This window comes from Thioclava sp. SK-1, assembly GCF_001705665.1.
Taxonomy (GTDB): Bacteria; Pseudomonadota; Alphaproteobacteria; order Rhodobacterales; family Rhodobacteraceae; genus Thioclava.
Map to the genome: position 1 here is coordinate 247,507 of NZ_MDHA01000021.1, position 18,288 is coordinate 265,794.

General features: G+C 58.0%; 16 protein-coding genes and 2 tRNA genes. 14 read left to right on the forward strand and 4 right to left on the reverse strand.

The genetic code is table 11. The features are described from left to right. Positions 1-27: 27 nt before the first annotated feature. Positions 28-104 (reverse strand) — tRNA-His (locus tag BFP70_RS01975). A 131-nt stretch (positions 105-235) separates the two neighbouring features. Between BFP70_RS01975 and BFP70_RS01980 the strand changes: the two genes are divergently transcribed. Further along, positions 236-442 (forward strand): DUF6324 family protein, encoded by a 207-nt coding sequence (locus BFP70_RS01980; protein WP_066009613.1) that lies wholly within the window; start codon positions 236-238, stop codon positions 440-442. A 564-nt stretch (positions 443-1,006) separates the two neighbouring features. Here the strand turns inward: BFP70_RS01980 and BFP70_RS01985 are convergent. Both BFP70_RS01985 and BFP70_RS01990 read right to left on the reverse strand, forming a co-directional pair. After that, a tRNA-Met gene (locus tag BFP70_RS01985) sits at positions 1,007-1,083 on the reverse strand. Between the two features lie 500 nt (positions 1,084-1,583). Continuing rightward, positions 1,584-2,168 carry a L,D-transpeptidase gene (locus BFP70_RS01990; RefSeq protein WP_066009616.1) on the reverse strand — a complete coding sequence of 195 codons (585 nt, stop codon included), beginning with the start codon at positions 2,166-2,168 and terminating at the stop codon, positions 1,584-1,586. A gap of 273 nt (positions 2,169-2,441) precedes the next feature. Between BFP70_RS01990 and BFP70_RS01995 the strand changes: the two genes are divergently transcribed. The 4 genes from BFP70_RS01995 to BFP70_RS02010 all read left to right on the forward strand — a co-directional run bounded on the left by BFP70_RS01995 (position 2,442) and on the right by BFP70_RS02010 (position 8,473). Beyond that, positions 2,442-4,883, forward strand: coding sequence for a heavy metal translocating P-type ATPase (locus tag BFP70_RS01995; protein WP_255356562.1), 2,442 nt, complete (start codon positions 2,442-2,444; stop codon positions 4,881-4,883). 146 nt (positions 4,884-5,029) lie between these two features. Then, on the forward strand, positions 5,030-5,482 hold the full coding sequence (locus BFP70_RS02000) for a GNAT family N-acetyltransferase (protein ID WP_066009618.1): 453 nt from the start codon (positions 5,030-5,032) through the stop codon (positions 5,480-5,482). Further along, positions 5,466-7,235 (forward strand): sensor histidine kinase, encoded by a 1,770-nt coding sequence (locus BFP70_RS02005; RefSeq protein WP_083217294.1) that lies wholly within the window; start codon positions 5,466-5,468, stop codon positions 7,233-7,235. The genes BFP70_RS02000 and BFP70_RS02005 overlap by 17 nt, the downstream gene beginning before the upstream one ends. A gap of 2 nt (positions 7,236-7,237) precedes the next feature. Beyond that, a complete protein-coding gene (locus BFP70_RS02010) occupies positions 7,238-8,473 on the forward strand; it encodes a sigma-54 dependent transcriptional regulator (RefSeq protein ID WP_141693065.1) in 1,236 nt (411 codons plus the stop codon). Between the two features lie 14 nt (positions 8,474-8,487). Here BFP70_RS02010 and BFP70_RS02015 read toward each other — a convergent pair whose 3' ends face one another. Continuing rightward, entirely contained in the window at positions 8,488-8,949 is a 462-nt protein-coding gene (locus BFP70_RS02015; RefSeq protein ID WP_066009627.1) for an Lrp/AsnC family transcriptional regulator, read from the reverse strand. Between the two features lie 141 nt (positions 8,950-9,090). Between BFP70_RS02015 and BFP70_RS02020 the strand changes: the two genes are divergently transcribed. From BFP70_RS02020 to BFP70_RS02060, 9 genes are all read left to right on the forward strand, one after another. Further along, positions 9,091-9,540: a hypothetical protein gene (locus BFP70_RS02020; protein ID WP_176715469.1), complete on the forward strand. Its 450-nt coding sequence runs from the start codon at positions 9,091-9,093 to the stop codon at positions 9,538-9,540. Continuing rightward, positions 9,540-9,860: a DUF2849 domain-containing protein gene (locus BFP70_RS02025; protein ID WP_066009632.1), complete on the forward strand. Its 321-nt coding sequence runs from the start codon at positions 9,540-9,542 to the stop codon at positions 9,858-9,860. Before BFP70_RS02020 ends, BFP70_RS02025 begins: the two co-directional genes overlap by 1 nt. After that, the gene (locus BFP70_RS02030; RefSeq protein WP_066009634.1) at positions 9,853-11,517 is read left to right on the forward strand and encodes a nitrite/sulfite reductase; all 1,665 of its coding nucleotides are present in this window, start codon (positions 9,853-9,855) and stop codon (positions 11,515-11,517) included. Before BFP70_RS02025 ends, BFP70_RS02030 begins: the two co-directional genes overlap by 8 nt. Further along, positions 11,489-12,298 (forward strand): phosphoadenylyl-sulfate reductase, encoded by an 810-nt coding sequence (locus tag BFP70_RS02035; protein WP_369820170.1) that lies wholly within the window; start codon positions 11,489-11,491, stop codon positions 12,296-12,298. The genes BFP70_RS02030 and BFP70_RS02035 overlap by 29 nt, the downstream gene beginning before the upstream one ends. Beyond that, positions 12,295-12,669, forward strand: a complete 375-nt coding sequence (locus BFP70_RS02040) for a DUF934 domain-containing protein (RefSeq protein ID WP_066009638.1) — start codon at positions 12,295-12,297, stop codon at positions 12,667-12,669. Before BFP70_RS02035 ends, BFP70_RS02040 begins: the two co-directional genes overlap by 4 nt. A gap of 143 nt (positions 12,670-12,812) precedes the next feature. After that, positions 12,813-13,640, forward strand: a complete 828-nt coding sequence (locus tag BFP70_RS02045; RefSeq protein WP_369820171.1) for a ferredoxin--NADP reductase — start codon at positions 12,813-12,815, stop codon at positions 13,638-13,640. A 202-nt stretch (positions 13,641-13,842) separates the two neighbouring features. After that, positions 13,843-14,583 carry an efflux RND transporter periplasmic adaptor subunit gene (locus BFP70_RS02050; RefSeq protein ID WP_066009640.1) on the forward strand — a complete coding sequence of 247 codons (741 nt, stop codon included), beginning with the start codon at positions 13,843-13,845 and terminating at the stop codon, positions 14,581-14,583. Further along, on the forward strand, positions 14,576-15,952 hold the full coding sequence (locus tag BFP70_RS02055; protein ID WP_176715470.1) for an efflux RND transporter periplasmic adaptor subunit: 1,377 nt from the start codon (positions 14,576-14,578) through the stop codon (positions 15,950-15,952). Before BFP70_RS02050 ends, BFP70_RS02055 begins: the two co-directional genes overlap by 8 nt. Positions 15,953-15,964: 12 nt before the next feature. After that, on the forward strand, positions 15,965-18,094 hold the full coding sequence (locus BFP70_RS02060; RefSeq protein ID WP_083217296.1) for an HlyD family efflux transporter periplasmic adaptor subunit: 2,130 nt from the start codon (positions 15,965-15,967) through the stop codon (positions 18,092-18,094). Positions 18,095-18,288: the final 194 nt, after the last annotated feature.

Below are 18,288 nucleotides of genomic sequence, written 5' to 3' on the forward strand. Positions count from 1 at the left end.
CAATTTTATTGATTTTTCCATGGTAAATGGTACCGCCTCCCTGGCTCGAACAGGGGACCTCTGGATCCACATTCCAGCGCTCTAACCAACTGAGCTAAGGCGGCACCGTGAGCGGGGATTTAGCTGTCCCCGCCAAAGATTGCAAGAGGGGTTTTTGCCCAAAATAGGCATTTTCCTTGCCAGAGCCCAGAAACGGGTCTAGGCACCTTGGCCAACACGGATATGGAGACGATAGATGAGCATCAATAGCGAAAGCGAAACCGCCGCGAACCTGCAGATCGGGCCCACCACGCTTGGCATGGTGCGAATCTATGTCGAAGGCGACGGTGTCGATTTGCCGCTCGATTTTGACCCCGAAGAAGCCGAAGAAATCGCAGAAGAGCTTATGGCCGCCGCCGATGCCGCGCGCCAAATGGGCGGAAAAGGTAAATCAAAGAAATAACGCCGCCAGTTTTTCCTATTATATCGTTATCATAGCCTCGGGGATGCGCGCCAGACCATGGGCCTGCCCGCCCCCGGGCTGCTTGCCCCGCGCAGGCAACAGCGCAGTATTTTTGGCGCGCGACAGGCATATTTGCCCGGCACGCCACATTCTCTGCCCCCAAGGTCACATACCCAGGTGATCTGGCGACACGCAATCTGTCATTACCCCCCTTGTCAGCAACCCTATGCAGCCCTATCTGGGTGGAGGCGGTTACTGCTCTTTGCGTGAGAGACTCTTTTCCAGTGGCCTATACCGATACCGAGGGAGCTGGCTCTGTCTTGGCCCTGGCCTTGTTACCTGGCGCCCACCTGAACTTTCAGGTCCTCGGGAAATTTCCATCTCCACGATCGCTGCGGTTTCCGCCACCCAATTCCCGCATCCACCAAAGGTCCAACCTGGGCCACGCCGCCGCCCATATCATGCCTTACGACGCATGCGCTGCGACATACCCTACGCAAAGCGCGCTATCACAGCGCAGGTATAGCTAAAGCTTGTTTCTACATTTTAATGGGGGGGCAAGCATGGTGGCGAGGGGGGGATTTGAACCCCCGACCCCACGATTATGAGTCGTGTGCTCTAACCAACTGAGCTACCTAGCCACTTGCCGGGCGTATTTACGAACACAGGCCCGGAGCGTCAAGCCGTGAATCGTCAAAATTCACTTTTTTTCCTCCTTCCCCTACGGAGCCTTACCATATTTGCTGAAATTCAAAAGGTTGCACCACGCAAATGGGCTCCGAAGGCATGAATTTTGATCCAAACCGCAGAACACCATGCCATTCATGTGGTGAGTCGCAGGTCATTTCCAACGCCCGTTCGGACCCGCCCCACATTATACGCCCATAGGGCCGCACACGCCCCCCACAGCCACCTGCATGGGCGTCAGCACCGATATATCGAACCACACGATTGGTAATCACGGCTACGGACGCGAAAGAGGTCACCACAGCCTGGTTTGATTTGACGCGCATACAACATCGCCCGCAAATGGCCCATCGATAGGCAGTATCAGTTGCAAATGATCCGCTGCAAAGCCCGCCAAGGCGCGTGTTGCCAGATGTATAAGACGGGCAAAATAGCTGCCCGTCATTTTGATCGGTTAATACACGGTAACCTCAGTCCCGATAGGAACCACGTCAAACAATGCGATCACATGATCATTGACCATACGCAGGCAGCCATTGGACACCGCGCTGCCGATGGAGCTGGGCGCGGTGGTCCCATGAATGCGGATCGCGGTATCACGCCCATTTTGATACAGATACAGCGCACGCGCCCCCAACGGGTTGTTTGGGCCGCCCTTCATCCCATCCGCATATTGCGCATAGGACGGGTTGCGTTCGATCATATCCTGCGTTGGACGCCAGCTGGGCCATTCGACCTTGCGCTGGATCGTCGCTTTGCCGCGAAATTTCAGCTCATTCTTGCCCACGGCAACGCCATAGCGCATTGCCTCCCCTGGGGCGATGATATGATACAGATAAAACTTCTCTGACACGACAATGATCGAGCCGACAGGAAGCTCTGGCTTCACGCGAACCTTCCGCGGGTAATATTGCTGTGCGATGGGCCAGGTTTTCTGGGCCGGTTCGGATGCTGCCTCGACCTCTTGTGCAGCAACAAGCTGCGGCAGGGCGACACATGGCAATACGGCGAAAGTGGTCAATAGCTGACGACGGTTCATTCTGATCTCCGGCATTTCTTGACGCTACGATAACAAAACCAGCGCCCCGCCTCAACCAATAGGCACCAGAACAATGGCCAATACATCCAAACCTAGCGCAGATTGCTGAAGATTAGGTTTCAATATGCCGCGACCGCCGCAAATTAACGCATATTTTCAGCGCAGCAAAAGGGGGCAGGTCGGAACACAAGTATTTGAACACACGCAATGATGTCGGATCGGCGTTGACGCGGGCGTCATCGCGGCTCAGATAAAACATCAAGGAGAATGACGATGTCAGATCAAGCTACCTCATTCATCATTGATGCGATGCATTGCGGCGCCTGCACCGGACGCGTGGAACGGGCCTTGACCGCCACGCCGGGTGTGCACCAAGCCAATGCCAATCTGATGGCCAAAACCGTGCGGGTTGAATTTGACGCGCCTGCCACGCCCGAAACATTGATAAAGACGCTACAGGACGCAGGCTATCCCGCCGCCACAGCACAGACGCGCCTGAAGGTGGAGGGCATGACATGTGCCAGCTGCACCGGCCGTGTAGAACGTGCCTTGGCCCGCCAGCCCGGAGTGATCCTTGCTACAGTCAATCTTGCGACGCAAACCGCGCAGATATCTTATGCGCAAGGCAGCACGTCGCCCAGCGAGCTGGCGCAGGCGGTCACCGCCTCAGGTTATGGTGCCACCGTCGTCCAGGGCAGTGACGACACCGCCCCGGTTGCGCAGCGCAACGCGGATGAGGCCGCGCAGATCAAACAGGCGTTTGTGTGGTCTGCCGTGCTGACCTTGCCGGTGTTTGTGCTGGCGATGGGCGCGCATACGATCCCCGGCATGCATCACCTGATCCAGTCCACGATTGGCACACAGACAGATCATGTAATCCAGATGGTCCTGACCGCGCTTGTGCTGCTTGGCCCTGGCCGCATGTTTATCCGCATCGGGATCCCGGCATTGTTGCGCGGCGCACCCGAAATGAATTCACTGGTCGCATTGGGGGCGTTGACCGCCTTTGCCTATTCCTCGGTTGTGACGCTTGCGCCAACGCTTTTGCCAGAAACCTCACGCGAGGTGTATTTTGAAGCCGCCGCTGTGATCGTGACATTGATCCTTCTGGGCCGCTGGCTGGAAGCACGGGCCAAAGGCCGCGCGGGGGAGGCTATTTCACGGCTGATAGGCCTGCGGCCGGACAAAGCACAGGTGGACCGCGGCGACAGTGTCGCAACCGTTCCCGTGTCTGAACTTGCGCCGGGCGACATTGTTCAATTGGCAGCAGGGGAACGCGTGGCGGTCGACGGGATTGTCACAGATGGCACCGGATGGATTGACGAATCCATGCTGACCGGCGAACCCGCCCCGGTCGAGAAATCTCCAGGCGCAAAAATCACGGGCGGCACGACCAATGGTGCCAGCGCCCTATCCTATCGCGTGACGGCCACCGGTGGGGACACGGTGTTATCGCGCATCATCCGAATGGTAGAGGACGCCCAAGGATCGAAACTGCCTGTTCAGGCACTGGTTGATAAGGTCACGCGGGTGTTTGTGCCTGCGGTGATCGCGCTGTCGGTGTTGACATTTGCCATCTGGATCATCGCCGGCCAGGGTTTCACCCCTGCGTTGGTGGCGGCGATTTCAGTCATGATCATCGCCTGCCCCTGTGCCATGGGGCTGGCCACGCCCGTCTCTATCCTGGTGGGAACGGGTCGCGGTGCGCAGCTGGGGCTGTTGTTCCGGCGCGGTGATGCGCTGCAGCGCCTGTCTGAAGTTCAGATCGTCGCCTTTGACAAGACCGGCACATTGACAGAAGGCAAGCCGGTGCTGACCGACCTATTGTCGCTGAACCCCGACCTGCCTGAAGAGGAGGCACTGCGATTGGCTGCGGGTGTCGAAGCGCGCTCGGACCATCCGTTGGCCCATGCGGTTTTGATGGGTGCGCAGACGCGCGGCATCACGCCAGCCAAGGCGCGCGGCGTCACCACACAGGTTGGGCGCGGCCTGACCGCCACCGCAGAGGGGCATAACGTCGTCATCGGAAATGCGCGCTCGTTGTCAGAGGCTGGGATCGACATCTCAGAACATCAGACCACGGCAAATGGGTTTGCAAGCACGGGGCGCACGCCAATCTGGGTAGCAGTGGATGGTAAGCCCGCGCTGCTGATGGCCGTGCAGGATCCGCTGCGCCGCCATGCCCAAGACGCCGTCGATGCCCTGCGCTATGAGGGGATCGAGGTTGCAATGATTTCGGGCGATGCAAAGGCGACGGCGATGGCGGTAGCGCACAGCCTGGGGATTTTGCGCGTCACTGCCGAGGTATTGCCAGAGGGTAAGGTGGACACTGTGCGCGATCTTTCTGTCCGGGCCACCACAGCGTTCGTGGGTGACGGGATCAATGACGCCCCTGCCCTTGCAGCGGCGGATGTGGGGATTGCGATCGGCTCGGGTACGGATGTCGCCATCGAATCCGCAGATCTGGTATTGATGCAGGGCGATCCGCAAGGCGTGTCGCGTGCCGTGACCCTGTCACGCAAAGTGATGCGCAATATACGCCAAAACCTGTTTTGGGCATTTGCCTATAATATCGCGCTGATCCCGGTGGCGATGGGTGTGCTGCGCCCCTTCGGTGGGCCGGGATTATCGCCCATGCTGGCCGCAGCGGCGATGGCGTTTTCCTCGACTTTCGTCGTGACAAATGCGTTGCGCTTGCGCCGTGCAACTACCTAGCATCATGCCCTCATAACGCAGCCGACCGCGTTGTGAGGGCATTTTTTTCAACAAAACAGATGTGATAGAACGTGAAATAACCGCTCTTACCCTTGCGCCTTGCGCGGCTTGTGGGCAGGAATTGTGTAAAAGCAGGAGCAAAGCCCATGTCCACGACGAATTTAACCATCCGTCCGGTCACCAGCAAAGACCGGAACCAATGGCAAGACTTGTTCGAGAATTACGCGAAATTCTATGATAACGATCCCGGTCCCGGGACAGAACCTGTCTGGCAATGGATCTTGGACAAGACAGAGCCTTTCTACGCCAATATCGCCTATAATCGTCAAGGTGAGGCCGTAGGTTTGGTGCAATATCAAACCATGCACAGGTCTTTGTCGGGCACGATGGTTGTTTACCTGTCCGATTTGTTTGTCTCCCCCGATGCGCGTGGTCAGGGTGTGGGCCGCGCCCTGATTGACCATGTACGTCAATTCGCGGCCGATCGCGGTTTTGCCTCCGTTCGGTGGTTGACGCATGAAACCAACGACACGGCGCGCCGTCTATATGACCTTTACGCACCCGCCACGGGTTTCATCCTTTATGCGATTGAGCCCTAACAAGCCTGAAGGCACACAAGAGCCGATGCTGGCACGGTTGACCGTGCTAAGCATGGGCTTAGGCTGTGTATTATGGGCGGCTGTCTCGGTTTGGCATTTTTCGGCCCGGGCGGGTTTGGATCGGCTTGCGCAGCGCGGGGCCGCAGACTTACAGCTGGCCTCTGACCGGCTGGTCTCTGCGTTGCTGGACTACCGCGAAACGGCTGTTCTGGCCGCCGATCACCCCTATATCAAGGCGCTGACAACCGATGATTCCGGCATCGCGCCACAGGTCGTCAGCGAGGTCTTGCAGCGGTTTGCCGATTTGGCCGGGGCCGAACAGATGCTGCTGTTGTCGCCCTCTGGTCGTGTTTTGGCCGGACCACCCGGCCATGCCGACAGATTGCCGCTGACACCTGATATTCTGCGCGCCCGTCAAGGGGCTGCGGGCCTGTATCATACCGTGCAACTGGCCACAGGGCAGCGGGTGTTTTCCTTTGCCCTGCCAGTGTTTGCCCAACAGACTGCGCCGACAGGGATTGTGGTGCTGATCGTCGATGCGGAAAAGGTGGAGGCGCCGGGCCGTGGCGCCCCGGTTCCGGTGTGGTTCACCGATGATAACGGCGTCATATTTGTTGCCAACCGCTCTGACCTGGTGCTGCGCCCTGCACGGTTAAGCGCAACACAGGTGTCTTTGGCCGGCCAAAAGCTGTTGCAAACAGATTTACGTGACCTGCCCGCGCTAGGGTTGGAAATATCGCGCGATTTACCGGTGATCGGCATGACGGGCCATGCGCTGGCCGATGCGACAGGCGTTTTGCGTACGGCTCGGGTTCAGGCGATTTCCCTGGCATTGGGATTGATCGGTGTTGGCTCGGTCATTCTGGCGCTATGGGAATGGCGTCGGATCCTGGCGCGTGATTTACAGCGTGAAGCTCGTATTAATGCCGAATTGGAACGTCGTGTGACCGATCGCACCGCCGAGCTGCGCGCGACAAATGAACAGCTGGTCCGCACCCAGGCAGAGCTGGTGCAGGCCGGAAAGCTTTCGGCACTGGGACAGATGTCCGCGGGCATCAGCCATGAGCTGAACCAACCGCTGATGGCAATTGGCACCTATGCCGATAACGCCGGGCAATTTCTGGAACGCGGCTACCCGGACCGCGCCGCCGAAAACCTGTTGCGCATCACTGCGATGGCGCAGCGCATGGGCCGTATCATCCGCAATCTGCGCGCCTTTGCCCGGCAAGAAGCCGAACCCGCTACCCGTGTGGGCCTTGCAGCGGTGGTGGAGGCCGCGCTGGACCTGATGGAAATTCGCCTGAAAGAGAACGGCATCTCGGTTGATTGGTGCCGGCCTGACCGCCCTGCCGTGGTGATGGGTGGCGAGGTCCGACTGTCGCAGGTCGTGGTCAATCTGATCTCGAACGCGCTGGATGCCATGGTGAATTGCCCCAACCGACGCATCCGTATCCGCATCGTGCCGGGCCCAACCACAACCTGCCTGACCGTTGAAGACACCGGCCCCGGCATCACCCAGCCAGAGCGGGTTTTCGACCCGTTTTATTCCACCAAAGAAGTAGGCACCGCCGAAGGAATGGGATTGGGTCTGTCCATATCTTATGGGCTGGTGCAAAGTTTCGGCGGCACATTGCGCGGCGAAAACACCCCGACAGGTGCGCGCTTTACCGTAGAGCTGCAAACCGCACGCGCCCCGCATTCCGGCACGCCGCCGCCACAATCCATCCCTCCCCATTCGGAGAGCACGCAATGACCATCGCTACCCGTGTTTTGCTGGTTGATGACGACCGCGCCATCCGCGACGCCCTAAGCCAAACAATTGAGCTGGCTGACCTGACCCCGGTGGTCACAGGATCCTTTTTGGAAGCGCGCGACCATATCACCGCCGATTTCGCCGGGATTATCGTATCCGACATCCGCATGCCGGGGCGCGATGGGTTTCACCTGCTGGCCCATGCCCGCGAAGTCGACCCAGAACTGCCGGTAATCTTACTAACCGGAGAAGGCGATGTGCCCTCTGCTGTGCGAGGTATGTCAGAGGGCGCCTTTGATTTTCTGGAAAAACCCTGCACACCGCGCGATTTGCTGGCCGTGATCGAAAAGGCGTTAAAAACCCGACGATTGGTGTTGGAGAACCGTGCGCTGCGCCATGAAATCCGCAAAGGCGATGCAGCCGCGCGGATGCTTGTTGGCGCCTCCGAAGTGGGCGAAGCGCTGCGCGAACACTGCCGTGTGGCGGCGCGTTCAGGGGCCGAGGTTCTGGTGACAGGCGCGCCGGGGGCGGGCACTTCGAAGGTTGCCGAGGTGATCCATCTGGTATCAGCTGCGGCGCAGCGTCCCTTCGTAAAGCTGGCCGCGGCCGGGTTGGTGCCTGATATGCTGGCCGCCGGTTTTGACCGCGCCGAAGGTGGCACCCTATACCTGGATGAGGTCGCAGACCTGCCGCAACCGGCACAGTTTGCCTTGCTCGAACTGTTGGAAACCAAGCCCGCCACCCGGTTGATTGCGGGCACCTATCGGGATTTGGCGGGCGAGCGCGACTCTGGCCGGTTTCACCCCGATCTTTACTGGAAGCTGGATGTGATGCGGGTGCGCATTCCCGCACTTAAAGATCGCACACACGATATCCCTGCGCTGTTTCGCCATTATGTGCAACTGGCGTGCGAGCAATCGAATTTGCCGCTGCCAGATGTCCCACCTGATTATGTGCAATCGCTGATGACACGCGACTGGCCGGGCAATTCCCGTGCGCTGATGTCAGAGGCAATGCGCTTTGCAATGGGTCTGGCCGATCCGCCGCAAGATCATGCGCAGGAACAGGGGCTGGCCGATCAGATGGCGCAGGTGGAACGAACCTTGCTGATTGACGCGCTGAAACGCCATCAGGGAAACGCGACCGAAACTGCCAAAATGTTGAAGCTGCCGCGCAAGACATTTTACGACAAGCTGGCGCGCCACGGGCTTAAGCCCGAAACCTATCGCAGCGATTAACGCAAAGGGGGCGGTTACAGCGGCAATAATGTGGTTGATTTGATCTCTTCCATCGACAACAACGCGGTCACATTATGAATCTTCACTTCGGATATCAGCGCCTGATAGAAGGCGTCATATGCGCGGGCATTGGGCACACGCACCTTTAGGATATAATCGATGTCGCCCGCCAAACGATGCGCCTCCAGCACTTCTGGCCGGGCTTGCAATGTTGCCAGGAACGTTTTTTGCCAATCGGCCTCATGTTCGGATGTGCGCACCAAAACGAAGAAACACGCCTCCAGCCCCAGCGCCTCGGGGTCAAGGATTACAGTTTGGCGCCCGATCACGCCCGCATCTTTCAATTTGCGGATCCGATTCCACACCGGCGTCTTAGATGAGCCCACCCGACGGGCGATTTCATCCAGCGATTGGCTTGCGTCGTCTTGCAATTGCGAAAGGATTTTTCGATCCAGCTCATCTATGCGGACTGTCATTCGCCTCTCCGGTGCTATGCGGGAAAACATCACTCAGGCCACCCGACTTAGGAACAAATATCCTTATTCGCAAGCATGTATGGTGCAAAAACGGGATCATTTCCTATATTAAAGATCAGTTCGGAGAGCACAGCAATGACCATGCGCCACCCAGCCAAGCCCATCAAAACCGTCACCCTTGCAGGTGCGCGGCAGAGCCGTGACGTGACCGTCACGCGGGCGGGCTTGGCATTTGCCGCATTGCCGCAGTCACGCAACCACAAACAGGCAAGCCAAAGCGCTGAAACAAAACGGTTTAACACTGCGACCCGAAAAGCCCTTGCGGCCCATAGTGCAGTTGCAGCAATCTATACGCGAAACACAGCTGCGCGATTCCGCAATCTGGGCATGACACATTTGCCCAGCCCGCCCCATCCCCGCGCGGAGCTATCGCCTGACCTTGCCTTGTGCAGCGATCAAACGATGCAATACAGCCCAATGGGACCGCGTCCCAAAGCCTGCGCCGCGACTCGCGGCCCCGCCATAAATCTGCTAGGGCTCGCCACGCGCGATGCTCGCTTTGTCGATATTCCTACTGAAGAGGCCCTGTGATGGCACGTAAGTTCACTCCAAAAGTCCTGACCGCCAATGATCTATTGGAAGGCGACGTGATCTATATGACCGCCGATGGCCAATGGGTGCGCGACCACGCAAGCGCCGAATTGATCGAGGATGAGACAATCGCAGATATGCGAATGCTGACCGCGCAAGGTCAACAAGATCACATTGTCGGCCCCTATCTGGCCGATGCCAAAGCCGGCCCGAACGGCCCTGAACCCACCCATTTCCGTGAAGAATTCCGGACCCGTGGTCCGTCGAATTATTATCATGGCAAACAGGCAGATACGTCCAAGGAGAGCGCGAATGTATAAGTATTCGGATTTCGATGAAGCCTTTGTTCGCGAGCGCTGCGCCCAGTTTCGCGGCCAGGTGGAACGCCGTATCGACGGGTCACTGACCGAGGAAGAGTTCCGCCCCTTGCGCCTGATGAACGGGCTGTATCTGCAGCTGCATGCGTATATGCTGCGCATCGCTGTGCCCTATGGCACGTTGCGGTCGGATCAGATGCGCCAATTCGCGCATATCGCGGACACTTGGGATAAGGGCTACGGCCATTTTACCACCCGCCAGAACATCCAGTTCAACTGGCCCAAGCTGAAAGACGTGCCTGATATCTTGGACGCGCTGGCCGATGTGCAGATGCATGCGATTCAGACCTCGGGCAATACGATCCGTAACACGACGGTGGATCATTTCGCCGGCGCTGCCGCAGACGAAATCGCAGACCCGCGCCCCACAGCAGAATTGATCCGGCAATGGTCCACCGACCACCCGGAATTCCAGTTCCTGCCGCGTAAATTCAAGATCGCAGTCGGTGCGGCAAAGCATGACCGTGCCGTTTTGCGCGCGCATGATGTCGCCGTGGAACTGGTCGAAGAGGATGGTCAGCCGGGCTACCGTATCTTCGTGGGTGGTGGTCTGGGCCGCACGCCGATGATCGGTCAGGTGGTGCGGGACTTCCTGCCCAAAGCGGATTTGCTGCCCTATTTGGAAGCCATCGTTTCAACCTATAATCTGTTGGGACGGCGCGACAATAAATATAAGGCCCGGATCAAGATCACCGTGTTTGAAAACGGTTTGGACACATTCCGTGATCTGGCCGAGGCCGAATTTGCGCGCATTCGCGACGGGTTCTCTGGCGTGGATCAAGATGTTCTGGCCGATCTGGAGCGTCAATTCGCCCTGCCCGCGTTCAAGAATGCGGATCCGTCGGCGTTGTCCGCTGCTGTGGCGGTGGATCCAACACTGGCCGCTTGGGTTGCGCGCAATACCAACCCGCATAAGGTAGAAACCCACGCGTCGGTGACGATTTCGCTGAAAGAACACGGCAAAACACCGGGGGATGCCAGCAGCGAGCAGATGCGCGTTATGGCGGATCTGGCCGATGCCTATGGCTATGGCGAGTTGCGTGTCAGCCATGAGCAAAACATCATCATGCCGCATGTGGCCAAGGCCGATCTGCCAGCTGTGTTTACCGCACTTGCGAAAGTGGGTCTGGCAACGGCCAATGCTGGTCTGACATCGGATATCATCGCTTGCCCGGGCATGGATTACTGTGCGCTTGCAACCGCCCGGTCGATCCCGGTCGCGGAAAAGATCGCACTGCGGGTGCAAGAGCTGGGATTGGAGCAGGAAATCGGTCTGATGAAGATCAAGATTTCGGGCTGCATCAACGCCTGCGGTCACCATCATGTCGGCCATATCGGCATCTTGGGGCTGGACCGCGCAGGGGTGGAAAACTACCAAATCACGCTGGGCGGTGATGGCACTGAGAACGCCGCCATTGGCCAACGCACCGGACCGGGTTTCGCCTATGATGAGGTCGTGCCGGCTGTGGAACGGCTGCTGAAGACCTATCTGGAGAAACGCGAAACAGCCGAGGAAACCTTCCTCGACGCCTACCGGCGCCTTGGCGCCGACCCGTTCAAGGAGGCGCTCTATGGTGACGCGAAAAAGAATGCCGCGTGATATCCTTCCCGATATCAACTCACGCGTTCAAAGTCTGAACGACCGCTATAAACATCACGCAGCGATTGCGGTGATGGAAAAGGCGCTGGCCGATGCGGACACGGGTGAGGTCGCCTTAGTGTCCTCGTTCGGGGCGGAATCTGTTGTGCTGCTGCATATGGTATCGCTGATTGCGCCATCGACGCCGGTGCTGTTCATCGATACGCTGATGCTGTTTCAAGAGACGCTTGATTACCAGACCGAGGTTGCGCAGAAACTGGGGCTGACGGATGTGCGCACCATCGTTGCGGATGACGCGGCGTTGGCATTGGAAGACCCTGACAACACGCTGCATCAGTTCAATACGGATGCCTGCTGTAACCTGCGCAAAACCGTGCCGCTGGAAAACGCGCTTAGTCAGTTTGACGCATGGATCACCGGGCGCAAACGCTATCAGGGTGACACGCGGAAAACGATCGACTTCTTTGAGGTCGAGACACCGGAGCGTATGAAAATCAACCCGTTGGCCCATTGGGCCCGGGAGGATCTGCAAGAATACATGATCGAAAACCGCCTGCCCAAGCATCCGCTTGTGGCCAAGGGCTATCCGTCGATTGGGTGTGCGCCATGCACATCGCCCGTAAAACCGGGCGAAGATCCCCGGGCGGGCCGCTGGCGCGGTCAGGCAAAGACAGAATGCGGCATCCACTTTATCGGTGGGAAAATGGTCCGCGTTGGCCCCGATGGCAAACCAATCGACGACGGCAAAAGCGCCGGCAACGAAAAGGAGAAAGTGGCATGAGCAAAATCGTGCGCGATGACGGCTTCCATGCCGATGATTTCACCGGACCGGCTGCGGTCGAACTGGCGTCTGACACCGATCCGGCACAGCTGGAAAGCCTGATCAAAGGTGCTGAAATGGTGATCTGTGATTTCCCATCCTTCGCGGATGGGCGCGGGTTCACCCTTGGTCGCCGTCTGCGTGATTCCGGCTTTACCGGTCGGTTGCGGGCGCGTGGCCATGTTTTGGCGGATCAATATGCGATGGCGCGCCGCTCTGGTTTCGATGAGGTCGAAATCACGGATGAGCTGGCTGAACGCCAACCCGAAGATCAATGGCTGGCCCGTGCCAATTGGCGCGAGCACAGCTACCGCCGCCGCCTGGCAGGCTAAGCCATGTGTTTGGCCCCTTCACATAGGGGCCGCACAACGCTACACCACCGCCCAGCCATATAGCCAGAGGGCCGCATGCCCTGCCTTTCCCTTCAGCCTTGCCGCTGCTGCTGGCAGGCTACAAACAGAAAATGAGCCTCGACGTGACCGATACAGCCACCCCTCCCGTCAAGACCCTTCCCGATGCGCAAACCGTTACATCGGTGAAACATTGGACCGACAGCCTGTTTTCCTTCCGCGTGTCGCGGCCGCAAAGCCTGCGTTTCCGCTCCGGTGAATTCGTGATGATCGGTCTGATGGGGGATCCCGATCCCAAGACCGGCAAGCAAAAGCCGATCATGCGTGCCTATTCTATCGCCTCGCCCAATTGGGACGAAGAGCTGGAGTTCTATTCGATCAAAGTGCCGGACGGCCCGCTGACATCGCGCTTGCAGCATATTAAAGAGGGTGATGAGATCATCTTGCGCCCTAAACCCGTGGGCACGCTGGTCCATGACGCGCTGTTGCCAGGCAAACGTGTGTGGTTCCTGGCCACTGGCACAGGTTTTGCCCCATTTGCGTCATTGATGCGTGATCCAGAGACCTATGAAAAATTCGACGAGGTCATCATGATGCACACCTGCCGCACCGTCGAAGAGCTGGAATATGGCAAGACGCTGGTGGAAGACCTGCAAAACGATGAGCTGATCGGTGAGATGGTAGAGGGCAAGTTGAAATACTACCCGACCGCGACTCGTGAAGACTTCCACCACATGGGCCGGATCACCGACAATCTGGCGTCGGGCAAAGTGTTTGAGGATCTGGGCCTTGCGCCGATGAACCCCGAGACCGACCGCGCAATGGTCTGCGGATCCCTGGCGTTCAACAAAGATGTCATGGCCGTTCTGGAAAGCTTCGGCCTACACGAAGGTGCAAATTCCGAACCGCGCGAATATGTGGTGGAGAAAGCATTCGTAGGTGAGGGCGTCTAACGCCATCACGATTTTGTGTGACATTAACGCGCGGAGCGGCCTTGTCGGCTGCCCGCGCGTTTTTTGTTTAAATTCAGTCGGTTTTCGCAGGTTCGCCGGCGGCATTTCCTTGCCACACAAATAACAACCATAGCGAGATTCATTGCGTCGTTAACTCTCCATTTTGGTTAAACCTGTAACTACGCTACAGGAGGGTTTCGTTATGCATAGATATTTTCTGCGCTTAGGTGTCGTTTGGGCGGCAATGGCGCTGCAGGCGGCCTCGGCTGAAACATATACAACAGCGGCGATTATCCGCGTTGAACAGCAGACCGAACTTAGCGCGCCGCTCACCGCGCAAATCATTGATATGCCACTTCGCGTCGGCGATCGTTTCGCTCAAGGCGATCTGCTGCTTGGGTTCGATTGCACCCGCTATCTGGCCAATCTGGCCGAGGCAGAGGCCACGGCAAACGGTGCAAGGGCGCGCCATGCCATCAACGCCAAGCTGGATCGCTATAACGCAATCGGCAAAGGAGAGTTGCAGGTCAGTCAGGCCGATGTGGATGCCGCAACGGCGCGCGCAGATAGCATGGCGAATGTGGTCAAGGATTGCCAGATCTTTGCCCCGTATGACGGCCGTGTCGTGGCCACACCGACAAGCCTGTTTGCCACGCCCGAAACCGGCGCGCCACTGCTGCAGATCTTACAAGACAAGGCGCTCGTGATTGATCTGATTGCGCCTTCGATTTGGCTGCGCTGGCTGAAACCGGGGCAATCTGTGCAACTGTCAGTGCGCGAAACTGGTCAGGTATTGCCCATCACCATTGACCGCATTGGCCCAGCCGTTGATCCCGTCAGCCAAACCATTGATGTTTTTGCCGTCTTCGATGCCCCGCCGGAGCAGGTCTTACCGGGGATGTCGGGCACAGTGGCCATTGAGGGACCCGCGCTCAATGACTAGGATCGGTGCTGCCCCGACCCCGATACGGCCCGTCAAGACAAAGGCAAAGCCCGCGCCCAATGAGAGTGCATTGCGGCTTTTGCAACTGGAAACAGAGGTGCGACGCCATATCAGCGCATCGGAATTGCTACACCATCTTGCGAATGAAACCCGCGCGATAATCGAATTCCGGCAGGCCTTTGCGTTTCAATACCAACGCAGCGGTTTGCGACTGAAAGCCGTCTCCAGCCTTTCATCATTTGATCGCAACGCACCGCTTTTACAGACCGTCACGCGTTTGGTGCAAAATACGCCGGGCGATAAAACCGTGGCTGTGGAGCTGCCCGATCACGATGAACAGGCCGCTTTTCGCTATGGGTTATGGGTGCCGTTGATGACGCGCAAAGGGACAATCGCCGGGGGGGTGTTGTTCACGCGGGAAAAACCTTGGCCTGAGGGGCAGCATATGTTGGCCACTCGACTGGGCGATGTCTATGGTCACGCGCTGTCGGCCTTGACCAAAGATCGGCTGCGCCATCTGCCAAAACCAATAAAACTGATGTTGCAGATACTTTTGGCGACGGTGATCGTTATGGCACTGGCTTTCCCGGTCCCGCTTAGTGCAATCGCGCCGGTGGAAATCATTGGTCGTGATCCGGCGGTGGTGGCGGCACCGTTGGACGGTGTCATTGATGAAATCCTGGTGACCCCAAACGAATGGGTTGAACAGGGCACTGTTATGGCCCGGTTTAAAGATACAGAATTGCGCAATGCGGCGGATATCGCCCAACAACGAGTCCTTGTGAACGCTGCGCGACTTGCCACTACTTCTTCTGGTGCATTTGCAAGTGCCGATGCACGCCGGGACCTCGCTGTCGCCCAGGCAGAGCTTGACTTGGCGTTGGCCGAGAAATCGCTCGCCGATGAACGGCTGGCACGCGCCCAAATTCTGGCTCCCACGTCGGGTTTGGTGATTTTATCCGCGGCAGAAGATTGGGTAGGCCGCCCTGTCTCCGTTGGGGAGCGGATCTTGCAAATTGCCGATCCCGCCCGCGTCGAATATCGGCTGTCCTTGGCGGTAGACGATTTGATCGTCATGACTGGCGATGAACGTGTCCGCGTGTTTTTGGACAGTGATCCACTGGCGTTGCGCCCCGCCCAGATCCACCGTGCCAGTTTTCATGCTATAAGTCAGCCCGATGGCACCCTCGCATATGAGCTGTACGCGACCGACAACGCCCAAACCGACGATGGAACGGGAAGCGCCATCGCAGCGGGTTTGCGGATCGGGGCGCGCGGCACCGCGCAAATTTTGGGTGAGCCTGCGCCACTGGCCTTTGTTCTGCTACGTCGGCCCTTTGCATGGATGCGGCAAACCTTTGGGATTTGAGCGGTCATAGCAATGTTGAACGATGACTTCATTCTTCCGACCTTGCGCGATGACCTGCAAATAGAGCGTGGCGCACCGCTTTTGTCGGGCGCACCGGCGTGGGTGATATACGATCCCGTGCGCCACCGCTATTTCCAGGTCGGCCAGCGCATGATTGAGATTTTGCGCGCTTGGGGCATGGGTAATGTTGCGCGACTACGGGCCTATACTGCGCGCGAATTTGGATGGCAGCCCGATGGCGATGAGCTTGCGGCAGTAGTGCAATTTCTGACCGGAGCAGAGCTGACAAAACTGCCGCCTGGCGGGTCCTCACGCAGCTACAGCACCACCGCCGAAAAGGCGCGCAAAATCGGGCCATTGGCTCTGGCGAAAAGCTATCTGTTTTTCCGCATTCCTTTGGTGCGCCCGCAGCGGTTTCTGGACGCCACTGTTTGGCTGGCCCGGCCAATCCTGTCGCGTGGTATGGTTTGGTGTTTGCTGGTGATAGCGGTAATTGGCCTTAGTCTTGCGGCGCGTCAACTTGACGCGTTTTTGGCCTACGCGGAGCGGTTCTTATCATTAGATGGCGCGCTTTATTACGCTGTGGCGCTGATCGGGATCAAACTGTGCCATGAAATGGGACATGCCTGGCAAGCGACGCTGCGTGGGGTGCGTGTGCCCGTGATGGGGCTGGCCTTTATGGTCATGTTTCCGCTGCTGTATACTGATGTCTCGGATGCGTGGCGGCTACGTAACCGCCGTGATCGGCTGATGATTGACGCAGGCGGTGTGATGGTGGAACTGGGCATTGCCGCGATCGCGACTTTGCTGTGGGTTATCCTGCCCGATGGGCCGATGCGCGGCGTGGCGTTTGCTGCGGCAACAACAAGCTGGGTGCTGAGCTTGGCGGTGAATTTAAATCCGTTCATGCGTTTTGATGGGTATTATTTTCTGGCCGATGCAATTGGGGTGCAAAACCTGCAGCCGCGCGCCTTTGCCTTAACGCGCTGGCGGGTGCGCAAGGCCTTATTTGGCCTGAACGATCCCGCACCAGAAAGCTTTACGCCGCGCATGCGACGGTTTCTGATCGGTTATTCCATCGTGACATGGGCGTATCGCGTCTTGCTGTATCTGGGCATCGCATTGCTGGTTTATAACCTGTTTTTCAAGGCCGCCGGGATCTTCCTGCTGATTGTAGAGCTGTCCTTTTTCCTTGCCTTGCCGATCCTTCGTGAAATGAGAATATGGTTTAAGATGCGACAGGAATTAATCACCCACCCCCGCTTTTGGCTCGTCTTGGGCATCATGGGCCTGGGATGTGCGGCGCTGTTTGTACCCTACCCCACGACGGTACGTATTCCCGCCATAATGGGCGTTACCCATGAGACCGGGCTGTACCCCCAACACCCCGGGCAGATCACTCAGATACAGGTGCAAGAGGGGCAAACGGTCACCGCCGGGACCCCGCTGATCACCTTGCAGGCGCCGGCGCTGACGATGGAGCTGAAGGCCGCGCGAAGACGCGCAAAATTGGCCCAACTGCGCTTTGATCGGCGCGGTGCCTCGATGCAGGACCGGGCGCAGGGGCTGATCTTGGAAGGAGAATTACAGGCGGCGCGTAAACAAATCATCGGACTGGAGGCCGCACAAGATCAGCTGACACTACTGGCGCCTTTTGATGCGGTGGTGATGGATTTGGATAATGCGGCGCGGCCGGGGCTTTGGGTATCTGATCACGCTCGTCTGGCCACGCTGATTGCCCCGGATTTGTCGCAACTCTCTGGCTATGTCGCGGAAAAGGACGTCGCCCGGATTGGCGTGGATGCGACCGGTCGATTCATCCCCGATGATCCTGATTTACCTACGCAAACCGCACGGTTGACGACGATTTCTGATTTTACAGCACAGAGCCTGGGGCGGGGCTATTTATCGGCGGCAAATGGCGGACCTATCCCGGTTGAGAATAACCCTGACACACAGGCTGAGACCCCTTTCGGCGCGTGGTTTTCTGTGACGGCGGTCATAACGCGCGAGCCTGAATTTAACCCGGTTCCGATGCGTGTCCAACGCGGAATTCTATTGGTCTCTGGCCGCTCTGAAAGCATCTTTTTTAAAACATATCAACAGATTGCCAGAGTTCTTTTGCGCGAATTCGACCTTTAGGTATCGCATGATTGGCCAGAACCGCACCCATCAATGGGCAACAGTGTTTCGGGATTTTTATTGGTTGGTCGGAGCCGAGTTTTGTTCTTCTTTGCGGATGGTGTGGCGGCTATGGCAAATGGGGAACAGGTTGCCTCTGGCTGGATCGGGGGGACAGAAAAATCTGGGCCGATGCGTCTTTCGCGGCTAGAGCT

Bases quoted from the DNA above. Each gene is read 5' to 3' on its own strand.
- BFP70_RS02035 (WP_369820170.1), top strand. From the start codon at position 11,489: ATGGTGACGCGAAAAAGAATGCCGCGTGATATCCTTCCCGATATCAAC.
- BFP70_RS02025 (WP_066009632.1), top strand. From the start codon at position 9,540: ATGGCACGTAAGTTCACTCCAAAAGTCCTGACCGCCAATGATCTATTG.
- BFP70_RS01990 (WP_066009616.1), bottom strand. From the start codon at position 2,168: ATGAACCGTCGTCAGCTATTGACCACTTTCGCCGTATTGCCATGTGTC.
- BFP70_RS02040 (WP_066009638.1), top strand. From the start codon at position 12,295: ATGAGCAAAATCGTGCGCGATGACGGCTTCCATGCCGATGATTTCACC.
- BFP70_RS02055 (WP_176715470.1), top strand. From the start codon at position 14,576: ATGACTAGGATCGGTGCTGCCCCGACCCCGATACGGCCCGTCAAGACA.
- BFP70_RS02005 (WP_083217294.1), top strand. From the start codon at position 5,466: ATGCGATTGAGCCCTAACAAGCCTGAAGGCACACAAGAGCCGATGCTG.
- BFP70_RS02020 (WP_176715469.1), top strand. From the start codon at position 9,091: ATGCGCCACCCAGCCAAGCCCATCAAAACCGTCACCCTTGCAGGTGCG.
- BFP70_RS02015 (WP_066009627.1), bottom strand. From the start codon at position 8,949: ATGACAGTCCGCATAGATGAGCTGGATCGAAAAATCCTTTCGCAATTG.
- BFP70_RS02030 (WP_066009634.1), top strand. From the start codon at position 9,853: ATGTATAAGTATTCGGATTTCGATGAAGCCTTTGTTCGCGAGCGCTGC.
- BFP70_RS02000 (WP_066009618.1), top strand. From the start codon at position 5,030: ATGTCCACGACGAATTTAACCATCCGTCCGGTCACCAGCAAAGACCGG.
- BFP70_RS02060 (WP_083217296.1), top strand. From the start codon at position 15,965: ATGTTGAACGATGACTTCATTCTTCCGACCTTGCGCGATGACCTGCAA.
- BFP70_RS01980 (WP_066009613.1), top strand. From the start codon at position 236: ATGAGCATCAATAGCGAAAGCGAAACCGCCGCGAACCTGCAGATCGGG.
- BFP70_RS01995 (WP_255356562.1), top strand. From the start codon at position 2,442: ATGTCAGATCAAGCTACCTCATTCATCATTGATGCGATGCATTGCGGC.
- BFP70_RS02050 (WP_066009640.1), top strand. From the start codon at position 13,843: ATGCATAGATATTTTCTGCGCTTAGGTGTCGTTTGGGCGGCAATGGCG.